This is a genomic window from Arthrobacter sp. B055-34 (assembly GCF_059090425.1).
The window spans coordinates 534529-552213 of record NZ_JBNHFQ010000001.1; the positions used below are offsets into that span (position 1 = coordinate 534529).

Annotated in this window: 19 protein-coding genes; 10 read left to right on the top strand and 9 right to left on the bottom strand. The window is 64.1% G+C overall.

The genetic code is table 11. The annotated features are described in order from the left end of the window. Positions 1 to 105: 105 nt before the first annotated feature. From AC5RWO_RS02365 to AC5RWO_RS02375, 3 genes are all read left to right on the top strand, one after another. Positions 106 to 1260 (top strand): carboxylate-amine ligase, encoded by a 1155-nt coding sequence (locus tag AC5RWO_RS02365; protein WP_498729087.1) that lies wholly within the window; start codon positions 106 to 108, stop codon positions 1258 to 1260. A gap of 141 nt (positions 1261 to 1401) precedes the next feature. After that, positions 1402 to 1701: a DUF3040 domain-containing protein gene (locus tag AC5RWO_RS02370; RefSeq protein WP_498729089.1), complete on the top strand. Its 300-nt coding sequence runs from the start codon at positions 1402 to 1404 to the stop codon at positions 1699 to 1701. A 28-nt stretch (positions 1702 to 1729) separates the two neighbouring features. Next, a complete protein-coding gene (locus AC5RWO_RS02375; protein WP_498729091.1) occupies positions 1730 to 2716 on the top strand; it encodes an SDR family oxidoreductase in 987 nt (328 codons plus the stop codon). A gap of 852 nt (positions 2717 to 3568) precedes the next feature. On the opposite strand, the gene AC5RWO_RS02380 is transcribed toward AC5RWO_RS02375, so the two are convergent. The 3 genes from AC5RWO_RS02380 to AC5RWO_RS02390 form a co-directional block, all read right to left on the bottom strand. After that, positions 3569 to 3835 (bottom strand): hypothetical protein, encoded by a 267-nt coding sequence (locus AC5RWO_RS02380; protein WP_498729092.1) that lies wholly within the window; start codon positions 3833 to 3835, stop codon positions 3569 to 3571. A gap of 70 nt (positions 3836 to 3905) precedes the next feature. Continuing rightward, the gene (locus AC5RWO_RS02385) at positions 3906 to 4139 is read right to left on the bottom strand and encodes an ANTAR domain-containing protein (protein ID WP_498729093.1); all 234 of its coding nucleotides are present in this window, start codon (positions 4137 to 4139) and stop codon (positions 3906 to 3908) included. A gap of 173 nt (positions 4140 to 4312) precedes the next feature. Then, positions 4313 to 4684, bottom strand: coding sequence for a hypothetical protein (locus AC5RWO_RS02390; RefSeq protein WP_498729095.1), 372 nt, complete (start codon positions 4682 to 4684; stop codon positions 4313 to 4315). 265 nt (positions 4685 to 4949) lie between these two features. Between AC5RWO_RS02390 and AC5RWO_RS02395 the strand changes: the two genes are divergently transcribed. After that, complete coding sequence (locus AC5RWO_RS02395) at positions 4950 to 5171, top strand: hypothetical protein (RefSeq protein WP_498729096.1); 222 nt, start codon at positions 4950 to 4952, stop codon at positions 5169 to 5171. Positions 5172 to 5181: 10 nt separating this feature from the next. Here AC5RWO_RS02395 and AC5RWO_RS02400 read toward each other — a convergent pair whose 3' ends face one another. Together AC5RWO_RS02400 and AC5RWO_RS02405 are read right to left on the bottom strand one after the other, a co-directional pair. Further along, positions 5182 to 6399: an FUSC family protein gene (locus AC5RWO_RS02400; RefSeq protein ID WP_498729097.1), complete on the bottom strand. Its 1218-nt coding sequence runs from the start codon at positions 6397 to 6399 to the stop codon at positions 5182 to 5184. Positions 6400 to 6524: 125 nt separating this feature from the next. Continuing rightward, complete coding sequence (locus AC5RWO_RS02405; protein WP_498729098.1) at positions 6525 to 6953, bottom strand: hypothetical protein; 429 nt, start codon at positions 6951 to 6953, stop codon at positions 6525 to 6527. A 223-nt stretch (positions 6954 to 7176) separates the two neighbouring features. Here AC5RWO_RS02405 and AC5RWO_RS02410 point away from each other — a divergent pair, with 223 nt between their 5' ends. Beyond that, positions 7177 to 7710: a flavin reductase family protein gene (locus AC5RWO_RS02410; RefSeq protein ID WP_498729099.1), complete on the top strand. Its 534-nt coding sequence runs from the start codon at positions 7177 to 7179 to the stop codon at positions 7708 to 7710. 77 nt (positions 7711 to 7787) lie between these two features. Here the strand turns inward: AC5RWO_RS02410 and AC5RWO_RS02415 are convergent, their stop codons facing one another. Next, the gene (locus AC5RWO_RS02415; RefSeq protein WP_498729101.1) at positions 7788 to 8111 is read right to left on the bottom strand and encodes a hypothetical protein; all 324 of its coding nucleotides are present in this window, start codon (positions 8109 to 8111) and stop codon (positions 7788 to 7790) included. Positions 8112 to 8212: 101 nt separating this feature from the next. Here AC5RWO_RS02415 and AC5RWO_RS02420 point away from each other — a divergent pair, with 101 nt between their 5' ends. After that, positions 8213 to 8440 carry a hypothetical protein gene (locus tag AC5RWO_RS02420; protein ID WP_498729102.1) on the top strand — a complete coding sequence of 76 codons (228 nt, stop codon included), beginning with the start codon at positions 8213 to 8215 and terminating at the stop codon, positions 8438 to 8440. A 14-nt stretch (positions 8441 to 8454) separates the two neighbouring features. On the opposite strand, the gene AC5RWO_RS02425 is transcribed toward AC5RWO_RS02420, so the two are convergent. Continuing rightward, positions 8455 to 9138: a response regulator gene (locus tag AC5RWO_RS02425; protein ID WP_498729104.1), complete on the bottom strand. Its 684-nt coding sequence runs from the start codon at positions 9136 to 9138 to the stop codon at positions 8455 to 8457. A 390-nt stretch (positions 9139 to 9528) separates the two neighbouring features. Here AC5RWO_RS02425 and AC5RWO_RS02430 point away from each other — a divergent pair, with 390 nt between their 5' ends. Beyond that, on the top strand, positions 9529 to 9723 hold the full coding sequence (locus tag AC5RWO_RS02430) for a ribbon-helix-helix domain-containing protein (protein ID WP_498729105.1): 195 nt from the start codon (positions 9529 to 9531) through the stop codon (positions 9721 to 9723). Positions 9724 to 9786: 63 nt separating this feature from the next. Here the strand turns inward: AC5RWO_RS02430 and AC5RWO_RS02435 are convergent, their stop codons facing one another. Next, positions 9787 to 11709, bottom strand: a complete 1923-nt coding sequence (locus tag AC5RWO_RS02435; protein WP_498729107.1) for a DUF4118 domain-containing protein — start codon at positions 11707 to 11709, stop codon at positions 9787 to 9789. 225 nt (positions 11710 to 11934) lie between these two features. On the opposite strand from AC5RWO_RS02435, the gene AC5RWO_RS02440 reads away from it, so the two are divergent. Further along, positions 11935 to 13914, top strand: coding sequence for an APC family permease (locus AC5RWO_RS02440; RefSeq protein WP_498729108.1), 1980 nt, complete (start codon positions 11935 to 11937; stop codon positions 13912 to 13914). Between the two features lie 17 nt (positions 13915 to 13931). Here AC5RWO_RS02440 and AC5RWO_RS02445 read toward each other — a convergent pair whose 3' ends face one another. Next, positions 13932 to 14417 carry a GNAT family N-acetyltransferase gene (locus tag AC5RWO_RS02445; protein WP_498729110.1) on the bottom strand — a complete coding sequence of 162 codons (486 nt, stop codon included), beginning with the start codon at positions 14415 to 14417 and terminating at the stop codon, positions 13932 to 13934. 240 nt (positions 14418 to 14657) lie between these two features. Between AC5RWO_RS02445 and abaF the strand changes: the two genes are divergently transcribed. Together abaF and AC5RWO_RS02455 are read left to right on the top strand one after the other, a co-directional pair. Next, positions 14658 to 16058: a fosfomycin efflux MFS transporter AbaF gene (gene abaF / locus AC5RWO_RS02450; protein ID WP_498729112.1), complete on the top strand. Its 1401-nt coding sequence runs from the start codon at positions 14658 to 14660 to the stop codon at positions 16056 to 16058. 33 nt (positions 16059 to 16091) lie between these two features. Continuing rightward, positions 16092 to 17597, top strand: coding sequence for an alanine/glycine:cation symporter family protein (locus AC5RWO_RS02455; RefSeq protein ID WP_498729113.1), 1506 nt, complete (start codon positions 16092 to 16094; stop codon positions 17595 to 17597). Positions 17598 to 17685 lie beyond the last annotated feature (88 nt).

Sequence of the window (17685 nt, forward strand, 5' to 3'; positions counted from 1 at the left end):
CGGGAATCGAATTCGGGTGCTTGGTCCCCGCCTCCAACATGATCCCGGGGCCACTTGTTTACCCAATGATCTATTTTGCAGCTTGCCGTTCCGCGGCGCTCCCCCATGGTGAAAACTAAAGATATGCGCAGCTTCGGTGTCGAGGAAGAGCTGCTTCTGGTGGACGCAAAGACCGGAGCTCTGGCCCCGGTTTCCGAGCAGCTGCTCGGGGACAACCAGCAGGCGGATCCGTCCATGCCAGGGACGGCGGATTCCACGATTGCCTACACCGGCGCGCTTGTTCCGGAGCTGAAGCAGGAGCAGCTTGAAGCCGTGTCGGCACCGTACAAGGACCTGAGGAAGCTGGCAGCAGGCCTGCGCGCGGGCAGGGCCGAGGCCGACCGGCAGGCCAAGCGGTTCGGCGCCAGGGCCGTTGCGCTCGGCACCTATCCGTTGCCCGCTTCCACCCAGCTGGTCCGGCGCCCGCGCTATCAAGCGATGGAAGGCCGCTACGGGATGACGCTACGCGAGCAGCTCACCTGCGGCTTCCATATCCACATCGGCGTTGCTTCCGACGACGAAGCCGTTGCGGTCCTTGACCGGATCCGGGTCTGGCTACCCATCCTGCTTGCCCTGAGCGGCAACTCCCCTTACTGGCAGGGCGCCGACAGCGGCTATGCCAGCTTCCGGTACCAGGTCTGGAAACGCTGGCCCACCGCGGGACCCACCGATCTTTTCGGGTCTGCCTCCGCCTACCACAACCTTGTGCGGGTTCTCCTGGACTGCGATGTACTGCTCGACGAGGGAATGATTTACTTCGATGCCCGCCTCAGCAGACGCCAGCCCACCGTGGAAATTCGCGTCGCCGACGTCTGCCTCGAAGCAGACCACGCCGCGGCGCTGGCCGGCATGTGCCGTGCCCTTGTCGAGACGGCGGCCCGGGAGTGGCTTGACGGCCGGCCACCACTGGCCGTTCCGACGGAACTGCTGCGGCTCGCGTCCTGGCGGGCAAGCAAGTCCGCCGTCGCTGACGATCTGATCCATCCGTTGCGGAACGGGCGTTGTCCGGCACGATCCGCCGTCGGCGCTTTGCTCAAGTACGTGGAACCGGTCCTGACCGAAACCGGAGACCTGGAACCGATCAAGCACCTGGCCAGCCGGATTGTCCGCACTGGAACAGGAGCAGACCGCCAGCGGGCTGTCTTCGCCCGCCACGGCAAGCTCACCGACGTCGTCTTCGACGCTGTCCGGCGCACGCATCTGCCTGCCGCTTATCTCTGACCTGCGTCAACGCAACAGCCCGTGAAAGATACGACGGCGAACTCTGGAGAGTGGCCGGGAAAGTGCCCATAATGTGAAGGAAAAGCACAACCCCGCGGCCAGGTGCTGAACACCCGGACCGCGCCAAGGAAGAAGACTTCGATGCCGTTGTCGGACGATGAGCGCAAGCGCCTCCGCGAGCTCGAAGAGGAGCTCGCCGCGCAAGACCCCCATCTTGCCCGGAAGCTGGGCGCCCGGAGACTATCCAATAGGCCGGATGCTCGAAAGGTTTACGGTCTGCTGGTCACAATCGCCGGTCTTGCTCTGGTCATCCTGGGTATTAGCCTGCAGCTCACGATACTGGGGGTCATGGGGTTTTTGACCGCAGGGGTGGGTGCTTACATTTTCCTCGATAGCTTCAGCCCGCACTGGACTTCCCCAGGCCGAAAGACCCGCGTTTAGGGTTCGTCCACAATCGAGAGGAGCCACAGTGCGGGCAAGAAATTCCGTTGTCGTTGTTACCGGAGCTTCCTCTGGAATAGGGCGCGCCACTGCTCTCCGCTTCGCCAGCAAGGGAGCAAAGGTTGTCCTCGCCGCCCGCCGTGGACCGGCGTTGGAAGAATTAGCGGCCGAGTGTGAACGTCTGCGTGGCGAAGCCCTGGCCGTCCCAACGGATGTCAGCGACGCCGAGGCGGTACAACGGTTGACAGAGCAGGCAGTTGGCCGCTTCGGCCGGATAGATATCTGGGTCAACAACGCGGCCGTGGGCGTCTTTGCGCCGTTTTCCGACGTACCGCTCGCGGACTTCCGGCGGGTCATGGACGTCAACGTCATGGGCTACGTCCACGGCTGCAGGGCCGCGCTGGAACAGATGCAGGCACAAGGGTCCGGCGTCATTGTGAACGTCTCATCGGTTGTAGGGGAAATCGCCCAGCCCTATACCTCGGCCTACTCGATGTCCAAGGCTGCGGTCCGGGAGTTAGACGTAAGCCTGCGTTCGGAGCTGCGTCTGGCCGGCAGGAAGCGGATCAAAATCTGCACGGTGATGCCGGCGACAATTGATACCCCGTTCTTTGAGCATGGAGCCAACTACACCGGGCGGAAGGCGCTGGCCATGCCTCCGGTCTACGCACCTCAAAAAGCAGCCCGCACCATTGTCGACGTCGCGCTTTCGCCTCGCGCAGAAACAATCGTCGGCCCGTTGGGACGTGCGATGGCATTGCAGCACAGGCTCACTCCACGCGCCATCGAGACCATGATGGCGGTCCAGGTAAACAGCGCGCAACTGTCCCGTAAGGAACCGTCCCCACCGTCAACGGGAAATATCTATGAGCCCCTGCCCAATGGTCCTTCAGCGACAATGGAAGGTGGATGGCACGGAAGACGAAAAACCGCCGTGCGCAAAATGGCTGCAGGCTTGCTGATCTTTGCCGCGGTCAAGGGATTGGGCCGCGTTGTGGCGCGCCGTACCGGCTGAAGGCCCAACCAGTCTTCCCTGAAGTCTTGACCGCATGAAGGTTTAGGCGTGAAATAGTTGCACCTCTGCTTACGGCTAAGCAACTGCCACGGCACCCCTCCTGCAGCGGCCCTCCATCGCAATACCTGCTCAACGCCGCTTCAGGTAAGCACGGAGGAATCACCATGATCCTGTCGAGCCGTCCGGCTTCACGCCTCCTGGCAACCTTTGAAATCCATTGCCCCGCATGTGACCAGACCAGCGAACATCGGCTGATGGAGTGGGCCAACCAACCCGCGGCCAGAGCCGACAGACCTGGCGTCTTGGTCTGCGCTAGCTGCGGGGCTTCGCAGAACCTCACAAGACCGGAAAGGCAAAGTGCCCTGGAATATGTTGCGTCTAATCGGTACGCGTCATGACCACGGGGCAAGAAGTCCACACCGGCCACCGGTCCACTCCAACCGCAGGAACGGAATTGTCCTACAGCGGCGGGCCACTCGCCGTCGTTATTCCCCAGTCCTGTACATACCAGTACTTCGATGACCATAGACGTTTCCTCGTCACCTCTTTGGAGCTTTGGGACGACAAGGTCATCATTCACGTCCATTGCCCGACGGCGATGGAAACTACGGCGCTGTCCGACATTCTGCTGCAGGACAACATTGGGACCCGCTACCAATGCACTTCGAAAGACACGGTGGGCCATAGCGCAATGTTGACGTTTGCGCCGGCCGCGCCAAGAGGAATCAGGACCCTGTCGGTGCGCCCACAACCGCCTGGTTCAAGTTCCCGGTCCTCCGGCTTCGTTGCTGCCGTACGTCTCGACGCGGCTGTGCCAAGGGGCGGAAGGTTCCGAAGGCTGCGATAGCTGCGCTAGGAGCCAGGTTCCAATGCGAGAGGAGTGTCGCTGCAGGGCGCCTGGAGCGACAAGGGAGAATCCATGACCAGTTCATTGAGTGCTTGGGAGACTAGGTCACGTTCTTTGACAGGCAGGACGCCTTCGACGTCGATGTACGCCGCCATGGCACCTTCGGAGTCAGTTCCGCCGATGCTCAGGTAATGGATCCACAGCATGGAGACGCCTGAGCCTACCTCGGACAGCACGGCCGCGGTCAAGATCTGCTGGTCTGCTTCGTTCACTTGTCCGCACCTTCCCGAGAAAGTATTGAAGCGGCTGGCTCGCCGATGAAGCCGGCACCAGGCCCAGGATCTACTCGTCGAACGGAGTCTCTATCTCACGGTCGCGATTAACAGAGGCGACGATGGTCGCCGCGACTTCGCGAAGCTTGACGTTGCGCGTGCTGGACGCATTCTTGAGGATCTTGAAGGCGGCCTCCTGGCTGCAGCGGTTTTGCCCCATGACAATTCCAACCGCCAGATCGATGGTGGTCCGCGATTCCATGGTGGCCTTCAGATTGTCCCGGGCATCGGTGAGCTGGGCCATGCGCACTGACAGGTTCAGAGCCTTGGAGGCCCTGAGGGCATACTCCTCGGCCCGGTCGATCGCTTCGCCGGAAAATCCGTTGGCGGATCCGGCATAGAGATTCAGGCTCGCGCCGGCTTCTCCGTCAAGCGCCAGCGGGACCCCGAGGACGGATCTGACTCCGTTGCTTACGGCTAAGCAACTGCCACGGCACCCCGGTCCTTCACCGCGCCCATGTACTCGGGCCAGCGGTGCTCGATATCCACATCTGGAACGAGGACGCTTTCGTTTTCCCTGATGGCCGTCAGGCAAGGGCCGTCTCCGAACGTGTTCTGCAGTTCGTCCAGTTCCCGTGCGTTCTCATCGCTGCTGGCAATCGTCACGGCTTTTTTCCGCCGGGCCAGAGTGACCCCGCAGTAGATACTCTGTTCGGGCTCGGAGAGCCTGGCGGCGGAGAAAACCGCCAGTTCGCGCAGGAAAACCTCGACATCGGAGCTAGTGAGCACCAAATCCTGCAGATACTCGGCGATGCCGGTCCCGAATACTTCGTTCGTCGCCTCGGCCATGGAATGGCCTCGTTTCTGATTGTCTTCGGGAACCATCCGGAGCTGATCAGAAGGGAACCAAAAGTATGAGGCCGCGCATTGCATCACGGCTACCTTCAGCCTAGAGCTCCCAGCAGTGTTGAGGGGATTCCAGCGTGAGCCTATGTTGAGGAACCGCAAGCGGATCCGCTGCGCCGCTGGCTCGGGCCCTTGTGAAGGATAGGCCGGGCTGAGACCCTGTTGTATAGGGGCCAAGCGAACTCAGAATCCATCGCAGGAGCAGAACATGGACGCTAAGGCAGCAGCGAAGAAGCTTTTGGCGGTCGTGGCACTTAGCGCGCTTTTCCTCGTGGGATGCGACGATACTGAGCCAGAGGAAACACCGCAGGATGTAGTGGAAACCACTGAGTCTCCTGCTCCCGGGATCCCCAGCGGACCCACGGATCCCGCCATGCCCGGCGGATCACCCGATCCTGTCCTGCCCGGAGATGAGCAGGAAACACCCTAAGCTGTCGGCGTTATGCCTTCTGGTTTCCGCTCGTGGCTTCGCGGGCCTCCCGTGAGGAGGCGACATCATCGACGATGACGATGATGTGGCGCATGCTGGCGATGAGAGAACCGTAAATTGGCCACGCGCTTCGGGGTAAGTCTTCGCCATCCGACATGTTTGAGGCCAAGGCTGTGAGCCGGTCGCGGATGGGCTCCACTTCGGCATCAGGATCGGCGATGACCCGGCCGGAGTCGCGGACAATACCGACCCACTGCCGCCGGAACCGTGTGTCCCATTCACCCGGAGCGTAGGCGGCATCGCGCAGCGTACGGGCCAGATGTCGCAGATGCGAGAGTCCTTCATCAACACGAAGAAGGATTTCCTCATAGTTGACCTCTTGATCGGCCTCTCCGGATCGCCGTCGTCCGTTGTTTGGCTTGCTCGACTTGCTTGACATCGGAAAGTGGTGACGGGGGTTGCCACGCCGGCTTTCGCGGGCGAACCGCACCCATTGCCATGCCGATTCCAGCTCCTGGGTCATTGCTTCGATTTCACTGAACCATGCTTCGGCTTTGCCGGTGTTCCACGAGTCGGAGAATTCGCCCGCAATGTTGACCAGGACTTTGCCCATGCGGCGGTTGATGCTGTCGACGTGCCGGGCGGCTTGGTGCTCCCGCAGCGGGGGGACGATCAGTATATTGACCGCGATGCCCACCGCCGCTCCCACGCCAACCTCGACCAACCGATTGAGCAACAACGGTTCCTGACTGGAGAATCCACTGCCGAGAACGAAAATCGCCGTGGTTGCGACCGCCACTCCCTCGTCACGGATCCAACGGATTCGGGCCACGGCCAGGCCGACGAACAGCGCCAGGGCAAAGGTCCAGACACTGACGCCAAGGTAGTTGCCGATGAAGAACGAGAGCCCAACGCCAGCTGCGGAGGCAACGGTCATTTGCACCCCGCGGGACAGCGACCGATACACCGTGGCATGGACGGTCAACAGCGCCGTCCAGGGAGCCAGGAACGGTAAGGGGGATTTCAAGACCATCACCGCGAGCCACCAGGCACCCGTCGCCGCGATCACGCTCTTGACGATTTGCAGCAGGTCGGTGACGAATTCGGGGCGCTGCACTAACTGCAGCATTCGCTGCCCAGCGCGCCCTGACGGCTTGTCGCCTCCGGCTTCGGTCCTGGCCGCTCCGCTGCCCGGCTCCGGGCCGGACCTTTCCGCTGTTGGCGACACGCTGTTCTCCTTCCGCAGATCCGGCGTCGCGTCGACGTCGAAACGGCCTGCGCTGTCATTCAATCGTCGCCGAAGATGCCGACGATGGCGCTACTTATTCGACTTCCCCATCAAATTCTGCCGGCTCACAGATCGAGAACGACGGGATCTGCCTTCATCGGGCCGCCGCATTGTTCGCTGCCGCCCACCCGCTTCCACTTCAAAATGAAGTCTGCTTCCGCCAAGACTTTCCCGCCGTCCGTGAGCGCCCGGACGGTCACAACAGTGGGGGCCTGCATCATGAAGCCCATGCGCCAGGTGTTGTCATCCACCCGGGAAGCGGAAAACGTGGAAGGATCTTCCGGCTCCCTGCCCTCACTTACGGTGCCCATGCTTACAGCGCCGGTGGACGGAACTGTAGAAAAATTCTTCGACCCCTTGTCCGGAGCGCGCTGCACTGGATCCGAGCAGACTCCCTCAGAACACAATTCGACGAGGTGGACCTGGGAGGTCGCACCAGTCAGCTCGACGGTCAGACTGCTGGACCAGCCGATGGCCGGGCACGCCTCGGTCATGCACCCTGCGAGGGATGCAGCCAATACCGCGACGAGTGGCACTAGTGGCTTACGCATAAGAACAGTCTCCCGCACTTGCAACCCTCGCATGCGCTTGGGAGGCAAGGCTGGCGGGCCGGAACCGGCGGCTCCCGGCCTGAGTTCTCTGGCGCGGCGTACTTCGCCGTCCTAGCATGGGCAGTAAGGGCTTTCGGCCGTCGGCCCCTTGCAGGAAGGAGTCAGCATGGCGCCCATGCCGCAGGACGCTCAGCCTTCAGGCCTCGCCGCCGCCTTCCGCGCCGCGTTCGCCGACCATCCAGCAGGTGTAGCAATTGTGACCGCTGCGGGACCGGATGGGCCGGCAGGCATCACCGCGTCTTCCGTGATTTCCGTGTCTGCGGAGCCTCCCGTGCTTGCGCTTTCCATCATGCCCAGCAGCGAATCCGGAGCCGCACTGCTCGTGGCCGAAACGCTTGCCGTCCACCTGCTCACTACCGCCAACCGCGGGCTTGCCGAGCTTTTCGCACGTCCCGGTTCGCACCGCTTCGGGTTCAACATGGACTGGTACACGGCGCCGACCGGCGAACCGATCATCCGCGGCGTCGGCACAGCGCTCCGCTGCAAACCCCTTGACCGGATGCCCGCCGGAACCGGCATCGTCCTTGCTGCTCAGGTGCTGCAGATTCTCGACGGCGGCTCGATCGCCCAGCCTCTGGTCTACCAGCGGCAGACCTATTACGCTTTGGACGCCTGGTCCGCCCTGCGCAGCCGGAGCTAATTTCAGCAGCCGGGCCTGATTTCATCGTCACGGCGACAGCTCCCGAAGGGGGGGTCAACTCCCGGGCACCCGGCCCGTCAGAGCGCTCCGGCCAGCTGGCCGTACAGGAAGACCCCGGCCAGAATCACGACGGCGCCGGCGCCGAACTTCCACGCCGGCGAGCCGGGTTTCAGGATGCTCCAGGCGACCAGCAACGGTGCGGCAACCAGGATCAGCGCCGCACTGAGGGTGAGGACTCCGCCGAACGGATCCGGCTCCGAACATTCCAGGAAGCAGCCGCTGAAACTGACCATCGCGATGAATGCCAGAATGGCGGCCGGGTAGCCGACGATGAGCCAGCCGAGCAGCACGGCCAGCACCGCGGAGATGATCCTGGTGCGCCGTTTGTCTGGGTCCAGCACTCCTTCTGGCACGGATGCAGTCTACCGTCGGCTTCTGCGCAGGCTGACTATTGTCTGTCCGACACCCAGCCTCTACGCTGAAGCCAACGACAGGAGTCCACATGGAGTTCGCCATTGTCATGATCGTCCTCGTAGTGGGCGCCGTCGTGTGGCTGCTACTGGCAACCCGCGCTAACCGCGTGGCAGCCAAGCGTGACCGGGCCACCCGTCGCGCCGATGTCGGCTGGGTCGGACCCGGAGCATACGGGGCCGGGACCATTGGCGGGCTCGGCTTCTACGATTCCGGCAGCTCCTCCTGCGACTCCGGTGGCGGCGGTGGCGGCGAGTAGAAAGCGGTCCCGGGTCAGCTAGTACCGGGTTCGAAGCGGTAGCCCATCCCCGCTTCGGTGAGCAGGTAGCGCGGTTTCGCCGGGTCCGGTTCGAGCTTGCGGCGCAGCTGTGCGATGTACACCCGCAGGTACTGGGTTTCCTTCGTGTAGGCGGGTCCCCACACATGGGTCAGGACCTGCTGCTGGGAGATCAGCCTGCCGGGATTGCGGGCCAGCAGTTCCAGAATGTTCCACTCGATCGGCGTCAGCCGGACCGCCACTCCGTCGCGGGTGACGCGCTTATCGATCAGGCTGATCTCGAAGTCCGAGGTCTCCACGGTGGGGCTCTCCGGGGCGCCTCCTAACCGGCGCGTGGCGGCGCGCACCCGGGCCAGCAGCTCGTTCAGGTCGAAAGGTTTGGTGACATAGTCGTCGGCCCCGGCGTCCAGCGCGTCCACCTTCTCGTCCGAGGCATGCCGCGCCGAGAGAATGATGATCGGCACGTCCGTCCAACCACGCAGCCCGCGGATGACATCGATGCCGTCCATGTCCGGCAGGCCTAGATCCAGAATAACGACGTCGACAGCGTGCTTGGCTGCCTGGTCCAGCGCGGTGGCGCCGTCCGCCGCCGGGAGGGTCTGATAGCCCCGGGCGTTGAGGTTGATCTGCAAGGCGCGAAGGATCTGCGGCTCGTCGTCGACGATGAGCACGTTGGTCATGGGGCTCCTTCTACCGTGCGGTCGGGCACTATGCTGGAGCCATTCTGTCAGGGCGGAACTGGTTTTGCCGCCCTCAGCGTAGCCAGCCGCTCAGCGCCGCATCGCTCAGCGCCACCACCTGCCTGACCGGAGCAGCGAACGGATCAGGAGAACCAGCGCCGTTCCGCCCACGGCCAGCACCAACAGGATCTGCCACAACTCCGCTTCCATCAGGCGAACTCCATCTGTTCGGACGGGCTGCCGTGCCCGATGAGGTAGTCCCCCGCCTTGCGCATTTCCCGTCTCTTCAAGTCAACGCCGCAGAACTCCCTCAAAGTCCGGTGTTGATGGTTTCCTGACGGTACCGGGTCGGTTCTTTACGTATTTACAACGTGCAGGCAGCATTGTGGCATGAAACTGAGCATCAGTTTGCCGGATGAGGACGTCGCAATACTCGACGAGTTCGTTCGCTCAAAGGGCCTCCTATCGAGGTCGGCCGCGTTGCACCACGCCGTAGGAATGCTGCGCCTTCCCGAGCTGGAGCGGGACTATGAGGCGGCTTGGAACGAGGAAGCATCTGGAGATCACGCGATCTGGGACGCGTAATGGCAAAGCTCGACGACGCGTTGCGACCGCGCCTACAGCTGTAGCCCAAATCCGCTCACTGGCTCAGACCCCGGTCGAGAGCGGCAGCTGGATGACCATGGTCAGCCCGCCGCCGGGCGTGTGCTCGGCCAGCAACCTGCCGCCCATCGCCTCGGTGAAGCCCTTGGCCACGGCCAGTCCGAGCCCGATCCCGGTGCCGGCGGGTGCGTCGTCGAGCCGTTGGAACGGCCGGAACATGCTAATCACCTGTTCCGCCGGCACGCCCTGTCCGGCGTCGATAATCCGCAGTTCGCTGGCCGGGCGGCCGTCGACGGTGGCGCTGCCCATGCCGCCGATCAGGCCGGTGATCCGCACGTCCGATCCGCGGGCATACTTCAGCGAGTTCTCCACGATGTTGGCGATGACGCGCTCAAGCATGCCCTGGTCCGCGTCGACGGGCGGCATGTTATCCGGCAGATCGACCAGCACGTGCTCGGACGGGAGTCCGCGCAGTGCGTCGGCGACGGCGTCCTGCCAGTGGACCGGGCGGATCAGGGGCGCCATCGAGTCCCCGGTGATCCGCGACATGTCCAGCAGATTGCCCACCAGCGAGTCCAGCCGGTCCGTGTAGTCCTCGATGGTGGCAAGCAGTTCCGCTTCTTCCTCGGGCGGGAACTGGACGGCGTCCTGGCGCAGGCTGCTCACCGCCAGCTTGATGCCCGCCAGCGGCGTGCGCAGATCGTGCGAGACCGCCCGGAGGATGGAGGTGCGCATCTGGTTTCCCTCCGCGAGGCGCTGTACGTCACGGCGGCTGGCCATCAGCTGGTCGCGCTGCAGCATGGCCAGCAGGTGGGCGCCGAACGCGGTCAGCAGCCGCCGCTCCCGCTGGTTGAGGATCCGCCCGGTCAGTGCGAGCGTCCGGGTGGCGTCCATGCGTTCCAGGTTGTCCGCGTCCTGCAGTTTCGAAGGTACGACGCCGGCGCTGTGCACCGGGTGCCAGGCGTCCGGTTCGCCGTCGTTATCTTTGCGGACGTATAGCCCGGCGCCGTCGCTCTGGAAATGTTCGCGGACGCGCTCAAGGAATTCCGGCACGCTCTCCTGGGTGGCCACCGCGTTGCGGCTCAGCTCCCCCAGCGCCGCCGCTTCCGCCCCGGCCGCGGATGCCTCCCGGCTGCGCCGCGCCGAAAGCCCGACGACGAGCGATACCGCCACCGCGACGGCGAGGAAAACCAGCAGCGTGAGGATGTTCTCCGGGTCCCGGATGTCCATGCTGCCCACCGGCTGGACGGCGAAGTAGTTCACCATCACGCTGCTCAGGACCGCGGTGGTGACGGCGGGCCAGAGTCCGCCCAGCAGCGCGACGGCGATGGTGCCGGTCAGCTGGATGAGTAGGTCGGTGGCGAAATGGTCATGCGGCCAATGCCCCAGCAGGTATTGCAGCGCGGGCGGAAGGAGCACGGCCAGGACGAAGCCTGCAACCAGCCGCAGCCGGCCCAGGTCATTCGGTCGGCGGGCCGGCTTGTAGCTGCCGCCGTGTTCCTGCGCGACCAGATGCACGTCGATGTCCCCGGCAGCCCGGACGAGCCGGGCGCCCGTCCCCCGGCTGAACATGCTTCTCCGGCTAAACAGATTGGCGCGGCTGAGCAGATTAGCCCGGCTGAAAACGCCGGCCGTGGTGACGCCGTTGGTCCGGCCGCCACGGGGAACTCCCACCACAATCTGGGTGGCGCTGATGCTGCGGGCAAAGTCGAGCAGGGTCTGCGCCGGGTCGCCGCCGCCGACCGTGTGGTAGGTGCCGCCGAGCTCGGTGACCAGCTTGCGCTGCAGGTCCAGTTCCTTGGGCGATTCGGTTCCCGCCCTGCCCGTCGCCCGAACATGGACGGCGTGCAGTTCGCTGCCTGCCCTCCCGGCGACGATCCGTGCCGCCCTGCGAATGAGGGCCTGCCCCTCGGGGCCGCCGCTGAGCCCGACTAGCACGCATTCGCGCTCCGGCACGATGTCCGTCATGCGCCCATTCTGCCCGACCGGACCGCCCGCTGTCGCAGCCCCGCATTACAGGCACTGTCCAAGCTCCGCCTGCGCGGCTTCACCCGCGGACAGCCCCGCGCCGCCGTCGTATTTTGATGAATTCTTAACGCCCTGCATCGCGGAGTTCCGGCCTTTTCGGCGTTGTACAGTTGTAGGCTTTTGCCCCGGATCCCCACCGGATCCGGACCAGAAAGAGGCATCACAGTGGCCACTTCCACTCAGTACTCCATCCCCGCCAGCGTTCCCCGGCCGGGCCCGCAGCACAAGCCCGCCCACGGCGTCTCACGCTGGCTGACGGCGCACGTTGTCCACCCGGTCGGACCGGCGGGTCCGGAAACCCACGGCACCCAGCAGCCGTGGTGGAAGGTCATGTGCCTGACCGGGGTGGACTACTTCTCCACGCTGTCGTACTTGCCGGCGATCGCCGCGCTGGCCGCGGGCGTGCTCTCTCCGCTGGCCACGCTGCTGATCGTGGCCCTGACGCTGCTCGGCATGCTCCCGATGTACCGCCGGGTGGCGAAGGCGAGCCCGCACGGGCAGGGTTCGGTGGCGATGCTCGAGCACCTGCTGCCGTTCTGGCGGGGCAAGATCTTTGTGCTGATCCTGCTGGGCTTCGTCGCCACCTCGTGGATCATCACCATCACGCTCTCCTCGGCCGACGCGACGGTCCACCTCCTGGAAAACCCCTACGCGCCCGATGTCATCCGCGGCCACCCCGTCCCCGTGACAATTGTCCTGCTGCTCATCCTCGGCGGGGTGTTCCTGCTCGGCTTCACCGAGGCCGTGGCCGTGGCCATCCCGCTGGTGGCCGTCTTCCTGGGGCTCAACGCCGTCATCATCGGCGCGGGCGTGCTCGAGGTCTTCACGACGCCGGGCGTGCTCGCCGGCTGGACGGACGCCCTCACCACGGCCCCGGGCGGCCTCGGCGGCCTGGTGCTCCCGGCGCTGCTGGCCTTTCCGCTGCTGGTCCTGGGGCTCTCCGGCTTCGAAACCGGCGTCAGCATGATGCCCCTGGTTGCGGCGAAGGGGCGGACTCCCGGGGAGCGGCTTGCCTCCCGCGTCCGCAACACCCGCAAACTCCTCACGGCCGCCGCCGTCATCATGAGCGTGTACCTGCTGGGCAGCAGCTTCGTCACCACCCTGCTGATCCCCGCCGACGCCTTCGCGGAGGGCGGCGAGGCCAACGGCAGAGCGCTGGCCTACCTGGCGCACGAGCGCTTCGGCGACGGTTTCGGCACCGCGTACGACATCAGCAGCATCCTGATCCTGTGGTTCGCCGGTGCCTCCGCCATGGCCGGCCTGATCAACATCGTCCCGCGCTACCTGCCCTCCTACGGCATGGCCCCGGAGTGGAGCCGCGCCGTGCGGCCGGTGGTCCTGGTCTACACCGGCGTGAGCATCCTGATCACCATCGCGTTCAACGCCGACGTCAATGCCCAGGCCGGCGCCTACGCCACGGGGATCCTGGCCATGATGGTCTCGGCGTCGGTCGCCGTCGCTATTTCCACCGTACGACGGCGACAAAGACGGGCGGGGCTGGCCTTCACGGTGCTGTCCGCGGTCCTGGTGTATGCGCTGATCGCCAACATTGTTGAAAAACCGGACGGCCTGATGATCTCCGCGTTCTTCATTGGCGGCATCATCGCGGTGTCGCTGGTTTCCCGGGTCACCCGGACCACCGAGCTGCGCGCCGACCGGATCGAGTTCGATGAAACGGCACGGCGGTTCATCACGGATTCCTTGGTGCACGATAACCGGCTGAACATGATTGCGCACAAGCCGCACGTGGCCACCGAACAGGAGTACGCCATGAAGGAAGCGGCCCAGCGCAGCATCAACCCGGTGCCGGGCAGCGCGGACGTGCTGTTCCTGGAGATCGAGGTCAGCGACCCGTCAAGCTTCAGCGACGCGCTCCACGTCCGCGGCACCGATGTCGGCGGCCACCGCATCCTGCGCGTGAAGAGCCCCGCGGCGCCCAATGCGATCGCCGCCATCCTGCTGGCCCTGCGCGATGCCACCGGGGTACGGCCGCACGCCTACTTCGAGTGGTCGGAAGGCAATCCGCTCACCCACCTGATGCGCTACCTGCTGCTGGGTCAGGGCGACACGGCGCCGGTGGTCCGCGAGATCATCCGCGAGAACGAGCCGGATCCGGACCGCCGTCCCGCCATCCACGCCGGCTGAATACCGCCGTCAAGGAATTACGACGCCGGTGACGCGCCCAGGCGCATGGTCATGAAGACGCTGTGGGGATCCAGGCGGTAGTCGGCAAACGGCGGACATTCAACAAAGCCGTGGCTCCGGTAGAGCCGCCGTGCCGGGGCAAAGAATTCGTCCGAGCCGGTTTCAAGACTGACACGCTCATAGCCGCGGTCCCGTGCGACGCCGAGCAGATGGGCCAGCATCACGGTGGCGACTCCGCGTCGGCGGGCGCCGGAAGCCGTGCGCATCGACTTGATCTCGCCCTGCTTCGGCGAGAGCTCCTTCAACGCGCCGCAACCGAGGAGCATCTGTCCGTCCCGCACGGTCCAGAAGGCGATCCCCGGCGCGGAGAACGCGTCGACGTCGAGGGCGTGCACACTCTCCGCCGGCGAGATTGAGTGCATGTCCGCCAAGTGTTCCTGCAGCAACTGCCGGACATCTGCGGGCAGTACTGCCTCCGGCTCGATCCTCAGCGTCGTCGTCATTCGTGTCCTGGCCTCCCTGTTGTGCTGACGCTCCTGCCAGAAAAAATACCAGCCCGCCGCTGAACCACCCCGCGGCCAACGGCGGCAGTTAGTCCAGCCCGGTTCACCGGAAGCCGGCGTTCCGCTTCGAAAATGAACAGTCCAAAGGTGTTGGCAGACCCATATGTGACATGTACCATTTTACAGACAGTGAGACAGCCCACAATCAACTGTGACTACCTTCATCCCCCAGGAGCCTCCATGAGCTTACCCCCGCCCGCCGACCAAGCCCTCGACACTGTGCCGATAAGTGACAGACCGTCGGCCACACCGCCCTCGGGCCTCAAACGAGTCGTGGCAGCAGCCATGGCCGGCACTGTTGCCGAATGGTACGAATTCTTCCTTTATGGCACCGCGTCCGCGCTTGTATTCGGCACGCACTTCTTCCGCCAGACAGGCAATCCCGTGGACGGCATCATCGCGGCCTTCGCACTGTACGCCGTTGGTTTCGCAGCGCGGCCGATCGGAGGACTGGTCTTCGGCCACTTTGGCGACAGGCTTGGCCGGAAGGCACTGCTGCAGTTAAGCCTCATCGTCGTCGGCGTCACCACCTTCCTGATGGGTTGCCTGCCCACCTTCGACGTCATCGGTTATTGGGCGCCCACCCTGCTGGTCACGCTCCGTCTGATTCAAGGCTTTGCGTTCGGCGGAGAGTGGGGCGGAGCCATCATCCTGGTAAGCGAGCACAGCCCGGATAACCGCCGTGGCTTCTGGGCCAGCTGGCCGCAGGCCGGCGTTCCCGCAGGAAACCTGGTCGCGACGCTGGTCCTGCTGGGTCTCTCCACGGGACTCTCCGAGGAAGCCTTCCTCTCCTGGGGCTGGCGCGTGGCCTTCTGGTTCTCCGCCGTCGTGGTCCTGATCGGATATTGGATCCGCACCAAGGTAGATGACGCCCCCATCTTCAAGGAGGCGCAGGCACGCCAGGCAGAACTTCAGGAATCCCAGCCGGGCGTGGCCCATGTCCTGCGTTATCACTGGCGGGCGGTCCTGATCGGGATCGGCGCCCGGTTCGCCGAGAACATTCTGTACTACATTGTCGTCACGTTCTCCATTACTTATCTCAAGCTCGTCGTCGAGATGGATACCAGCAAGATCCTGCTGCTCATGCTCGGTGCGCACGCGCTGCATTTCTTCCTGATTCCGCTCGTCGGATACCTCTCCGACCTCATCGGACGCAAACCCGTTTACCTGACCGGCGCGGTCCTCACCGCCTTCTGGGGTTTCGTCGGATTCCCCATGATGGATACGGGCAACGCCTGGATCATCATGCTGGCCATCAGCATGGGGCTGGCGATCGAATCCCTGACTTACGCCCCCTACTCGGCACTGATGGCGGAAATGTTCCCCACCAATGTCCGCTATACGGCGCTTTCGCTCTGCTATCAGTTCGCCCCGATCCTGGCCGGCTCCCTCGCCCCGCTGATCGCGATCACCCTCCTGGAGCGCTTCGACTCATCCATCCCGATCTCCTTGTACCTGGTTGCCGCCGCAGCGATCTCCATCGTGGCTGTTTCTTTCGCCAAGGAGACACGAGGCAAGTCGCTGCGGGACGTGGACGCCGAGGCGGCAGCCCGCACCGCACAGACCACACAGAACGTCTAAAAACGCAGTTGCCCGAACAACCAAAGGAAACATATGGAAACCCTCGTCGCTATTAGCGATGGACTGTGGAATCCCATGGCCTACTTCGCGCTCGCCGTCGGCCTCTTCTTCACCGTCATCACCAACGCCGCCCAGTTCCGGCTACTGCCTGACACGGTGCGCCAGATATTCAAACCAAAAGCGGACGACGGCGGCATCTCGCCTTTGCAGGCTCTGCTTCTGACCATCTCGAGCAGGGTGGGCGTCGGCAACATCGCCGGTGTTGGCACCGCCGTCGCTGCCGGCGGCCCGGGCGCCCTGCTGTGGATGGTGGTGTGCGCACTGCTCGGTTCGGCAAGCGCATTCGCCGAGTCCACCCTCGCCCAGGTCTTCAAACGCAAGATCAACGGCGAGCACCGGGGCGGCATGCCCTTCTACGTCAGGTACGGGCTCCGCATCAAGTGGCTGGCAGCGCTGCTGGCCGTCATGACCATGCTCGGATATGGCTTTCTTTTCCCGGGTGTCCAGTCCAACAACATCGCATCCAGCCTGGAACACGCGTTCAATATCCCTACCTGGATCACGGCGGTGGGCGTCAGCGTTCTGCTCGGGTTCGTGGTGATCGGCGGCACCAAGCGCGTGGTCGGCGCAGCACAGTTCATGGTCCCGATCATGGCCGTCGGCTACATCCTCACCGCAGTCATCGTGGTCCTGTTCAACATCGACCAATTGCTCCCCACCCTGGGGCTCATCTTCTCCAGCGCCTTCGGCATGAACGAGGTATTCGGCGGAATCGCCGGTGCCGCGGTTGCCTGGGGCGTGCGGCGCGCGGTGTTCTCCAACGTGGCCGGCGTCGGCGAAGGCACGTACGGCTCCGCCGCGGCATCTGTCAGCCACCCGGCCAAGCAGGGGCTGGTCCAGTCCTTCTCCATCTTCATCGACACCGTAGTCGTCTGCTTTGCCACCGGCATCATGATCGTCATGACCGGCTCCTACAACGTGTTCGCGGACAACGGGGACGCGATTGTCTCCAATGTGCCCGGTGTGGAGGCAGGCTCCGCCTACACCCAGGAGGCGGTGGACGCGGTACTGCCGGGCTTCGGCCCCGGCTTCGTCGCCATCGCGCTCTTCTTCTTTGCCTTCACCACGCTGGTGGCGTTTTTCTACATTGCGCACACCAACCTGGTTTTTCTTGCCGGTCGAGAGCTCGGTCCCGCGTTGAGCTGGACACTCAAGCTGGGGATGATCGGCATCACTTTCTATGGGGCAGTGGAATCCGCCTCCGTCATGTGGACGATCGGCGATATCGGTTACGCCTCCCTTGGCTGGGTAAACATGGCCTGCATCCTGATGCTGAGTCCACTGGTCCGGAAGGTCATCAAAGACTACGACCGTCAGCGCAAGCTGGGCCTTGACCCAGTGTTCGACCCCCGCCCGCTGGGCATCACCGGCGCCGATTTCTGGGAGCCCGTCACACACGCCGCTGCTGCCTCAACTGAGACCAGCAGGTCCACGGGAGACGATTCCAGTGCTGGCGTCCAAAACGGCAGCCGCCGCTGACACCACCCCCTTGATTACAACGGAACGACCGCGCGCATTGAACAGTGCAATGTCACATGTTATAGTTAGTGGCATGGATCACGGATCC

Excerpts from the sequence above, each read along its gene's own strand:
- AC5RWO_RS02405 (WP_498729098.1), bottom strand. The coding sequence starts at position 6,953 with ATGACCGAGGCGTGCCCGGCCATCGGCTGGTCCAGCAGTCTGACCGTC.
- AC5RWO_RS02455 (WP_498729113.1), top strand. The coding sequence starts at position 16,092 with ATGGAAACCCTCGTCGCTATTAGCGATGGACTGTGGAATCCCATGGCC.
- AC5RWO_RS02365 (WP_498729087.1), top strand. The coding sequence starts at position 106 with ATGGTGAAAACTAAAGATATGCGCAGCTTCGGTGTCGAGGAAGAGCTG.
- AC5RWO_RS02410 (WP_498729099.1), top strand. The coding sequence starts at position 7,177 with ATGGCGCCCATGCCGCAGGACGCTCAGCCTTCAGGCCTCGCCGCCGCC.
- AC5RWO_RS02395 (WP_498729096.1), top strand. The coding sequence starts at position 4,950 with ATGGACGCTAAGGCAGCAGCGAAGAAGCTTTTGGCGGTCGTGGCACTT.
- AC5RWO_RS02435 (WP_498729107.1), bottom strand. The coding sequence starts at position 11,709 with ATGACGGACATCGTGCCGGAGCGCGAATGCGTGCTAGTCGGGCTCAGC.
- AC5RWO_RS02420 (WP_498729102.1), top strand. The coding sequence starts at position 8,213 with ATGGAGTTCGCCATTGTCATGATCGTCCTCGTAGTGGGCGCCGTCGTG.
- AC5RWO_RS02430 (WP_498729105.1), top strand. The coding sequence starts at position 9,529 with ATGAAACTGAGCATCAGTTTGCCGGATGAGGACGTCGCAATACTCGAC.
- AC5RWO_RS02425 (WP_498729104.1), bottom strand. The coding sequence starts at position 9,138 with ATGACCAACGTGCTCATCGTCGACGACGAGCCGCAGATCCTTCGCGCC.
- AC5RWO_RS02445 (WP_498729110.1), bottom strand. The coding sequence starts at position 14,417 with ATGACGACGACGCTGAGGATCGAGCCGGAGGCAGTACTGCCCGCAGAT.
- AC5RWO_RS02390 (WP_498729095.1), bottom strand. The coding sequence starts at position 4,684 with ATGGCCGAGGCGACGAACGAAGTATTCGGGACCGGCATCGCCGAGTAT.
- abaF (WP_498729112.1), top strand. The coding sequence starts at position 14,658 with ATGAGCTTACCCCCGCCCGCCGACCAAGCCCTCGACACTGTGCCGATA.
- AC5RWO_RS02370 (WP_498729089.1), top strand. The coding sequence starts at position 1,402 with ATGCCGTTGTCGGACGATGAGCGCAAGCGCCTCCGCGAGCTCGAAGAG.
- AC5RWO_RS02385 (WP_498729093.1), bottom strand. The coding sequence starts at position 4,139 with ATGGCCCAGCTCACCGATGCCCGGGACAATCTGAAGGCCACCATGGAA.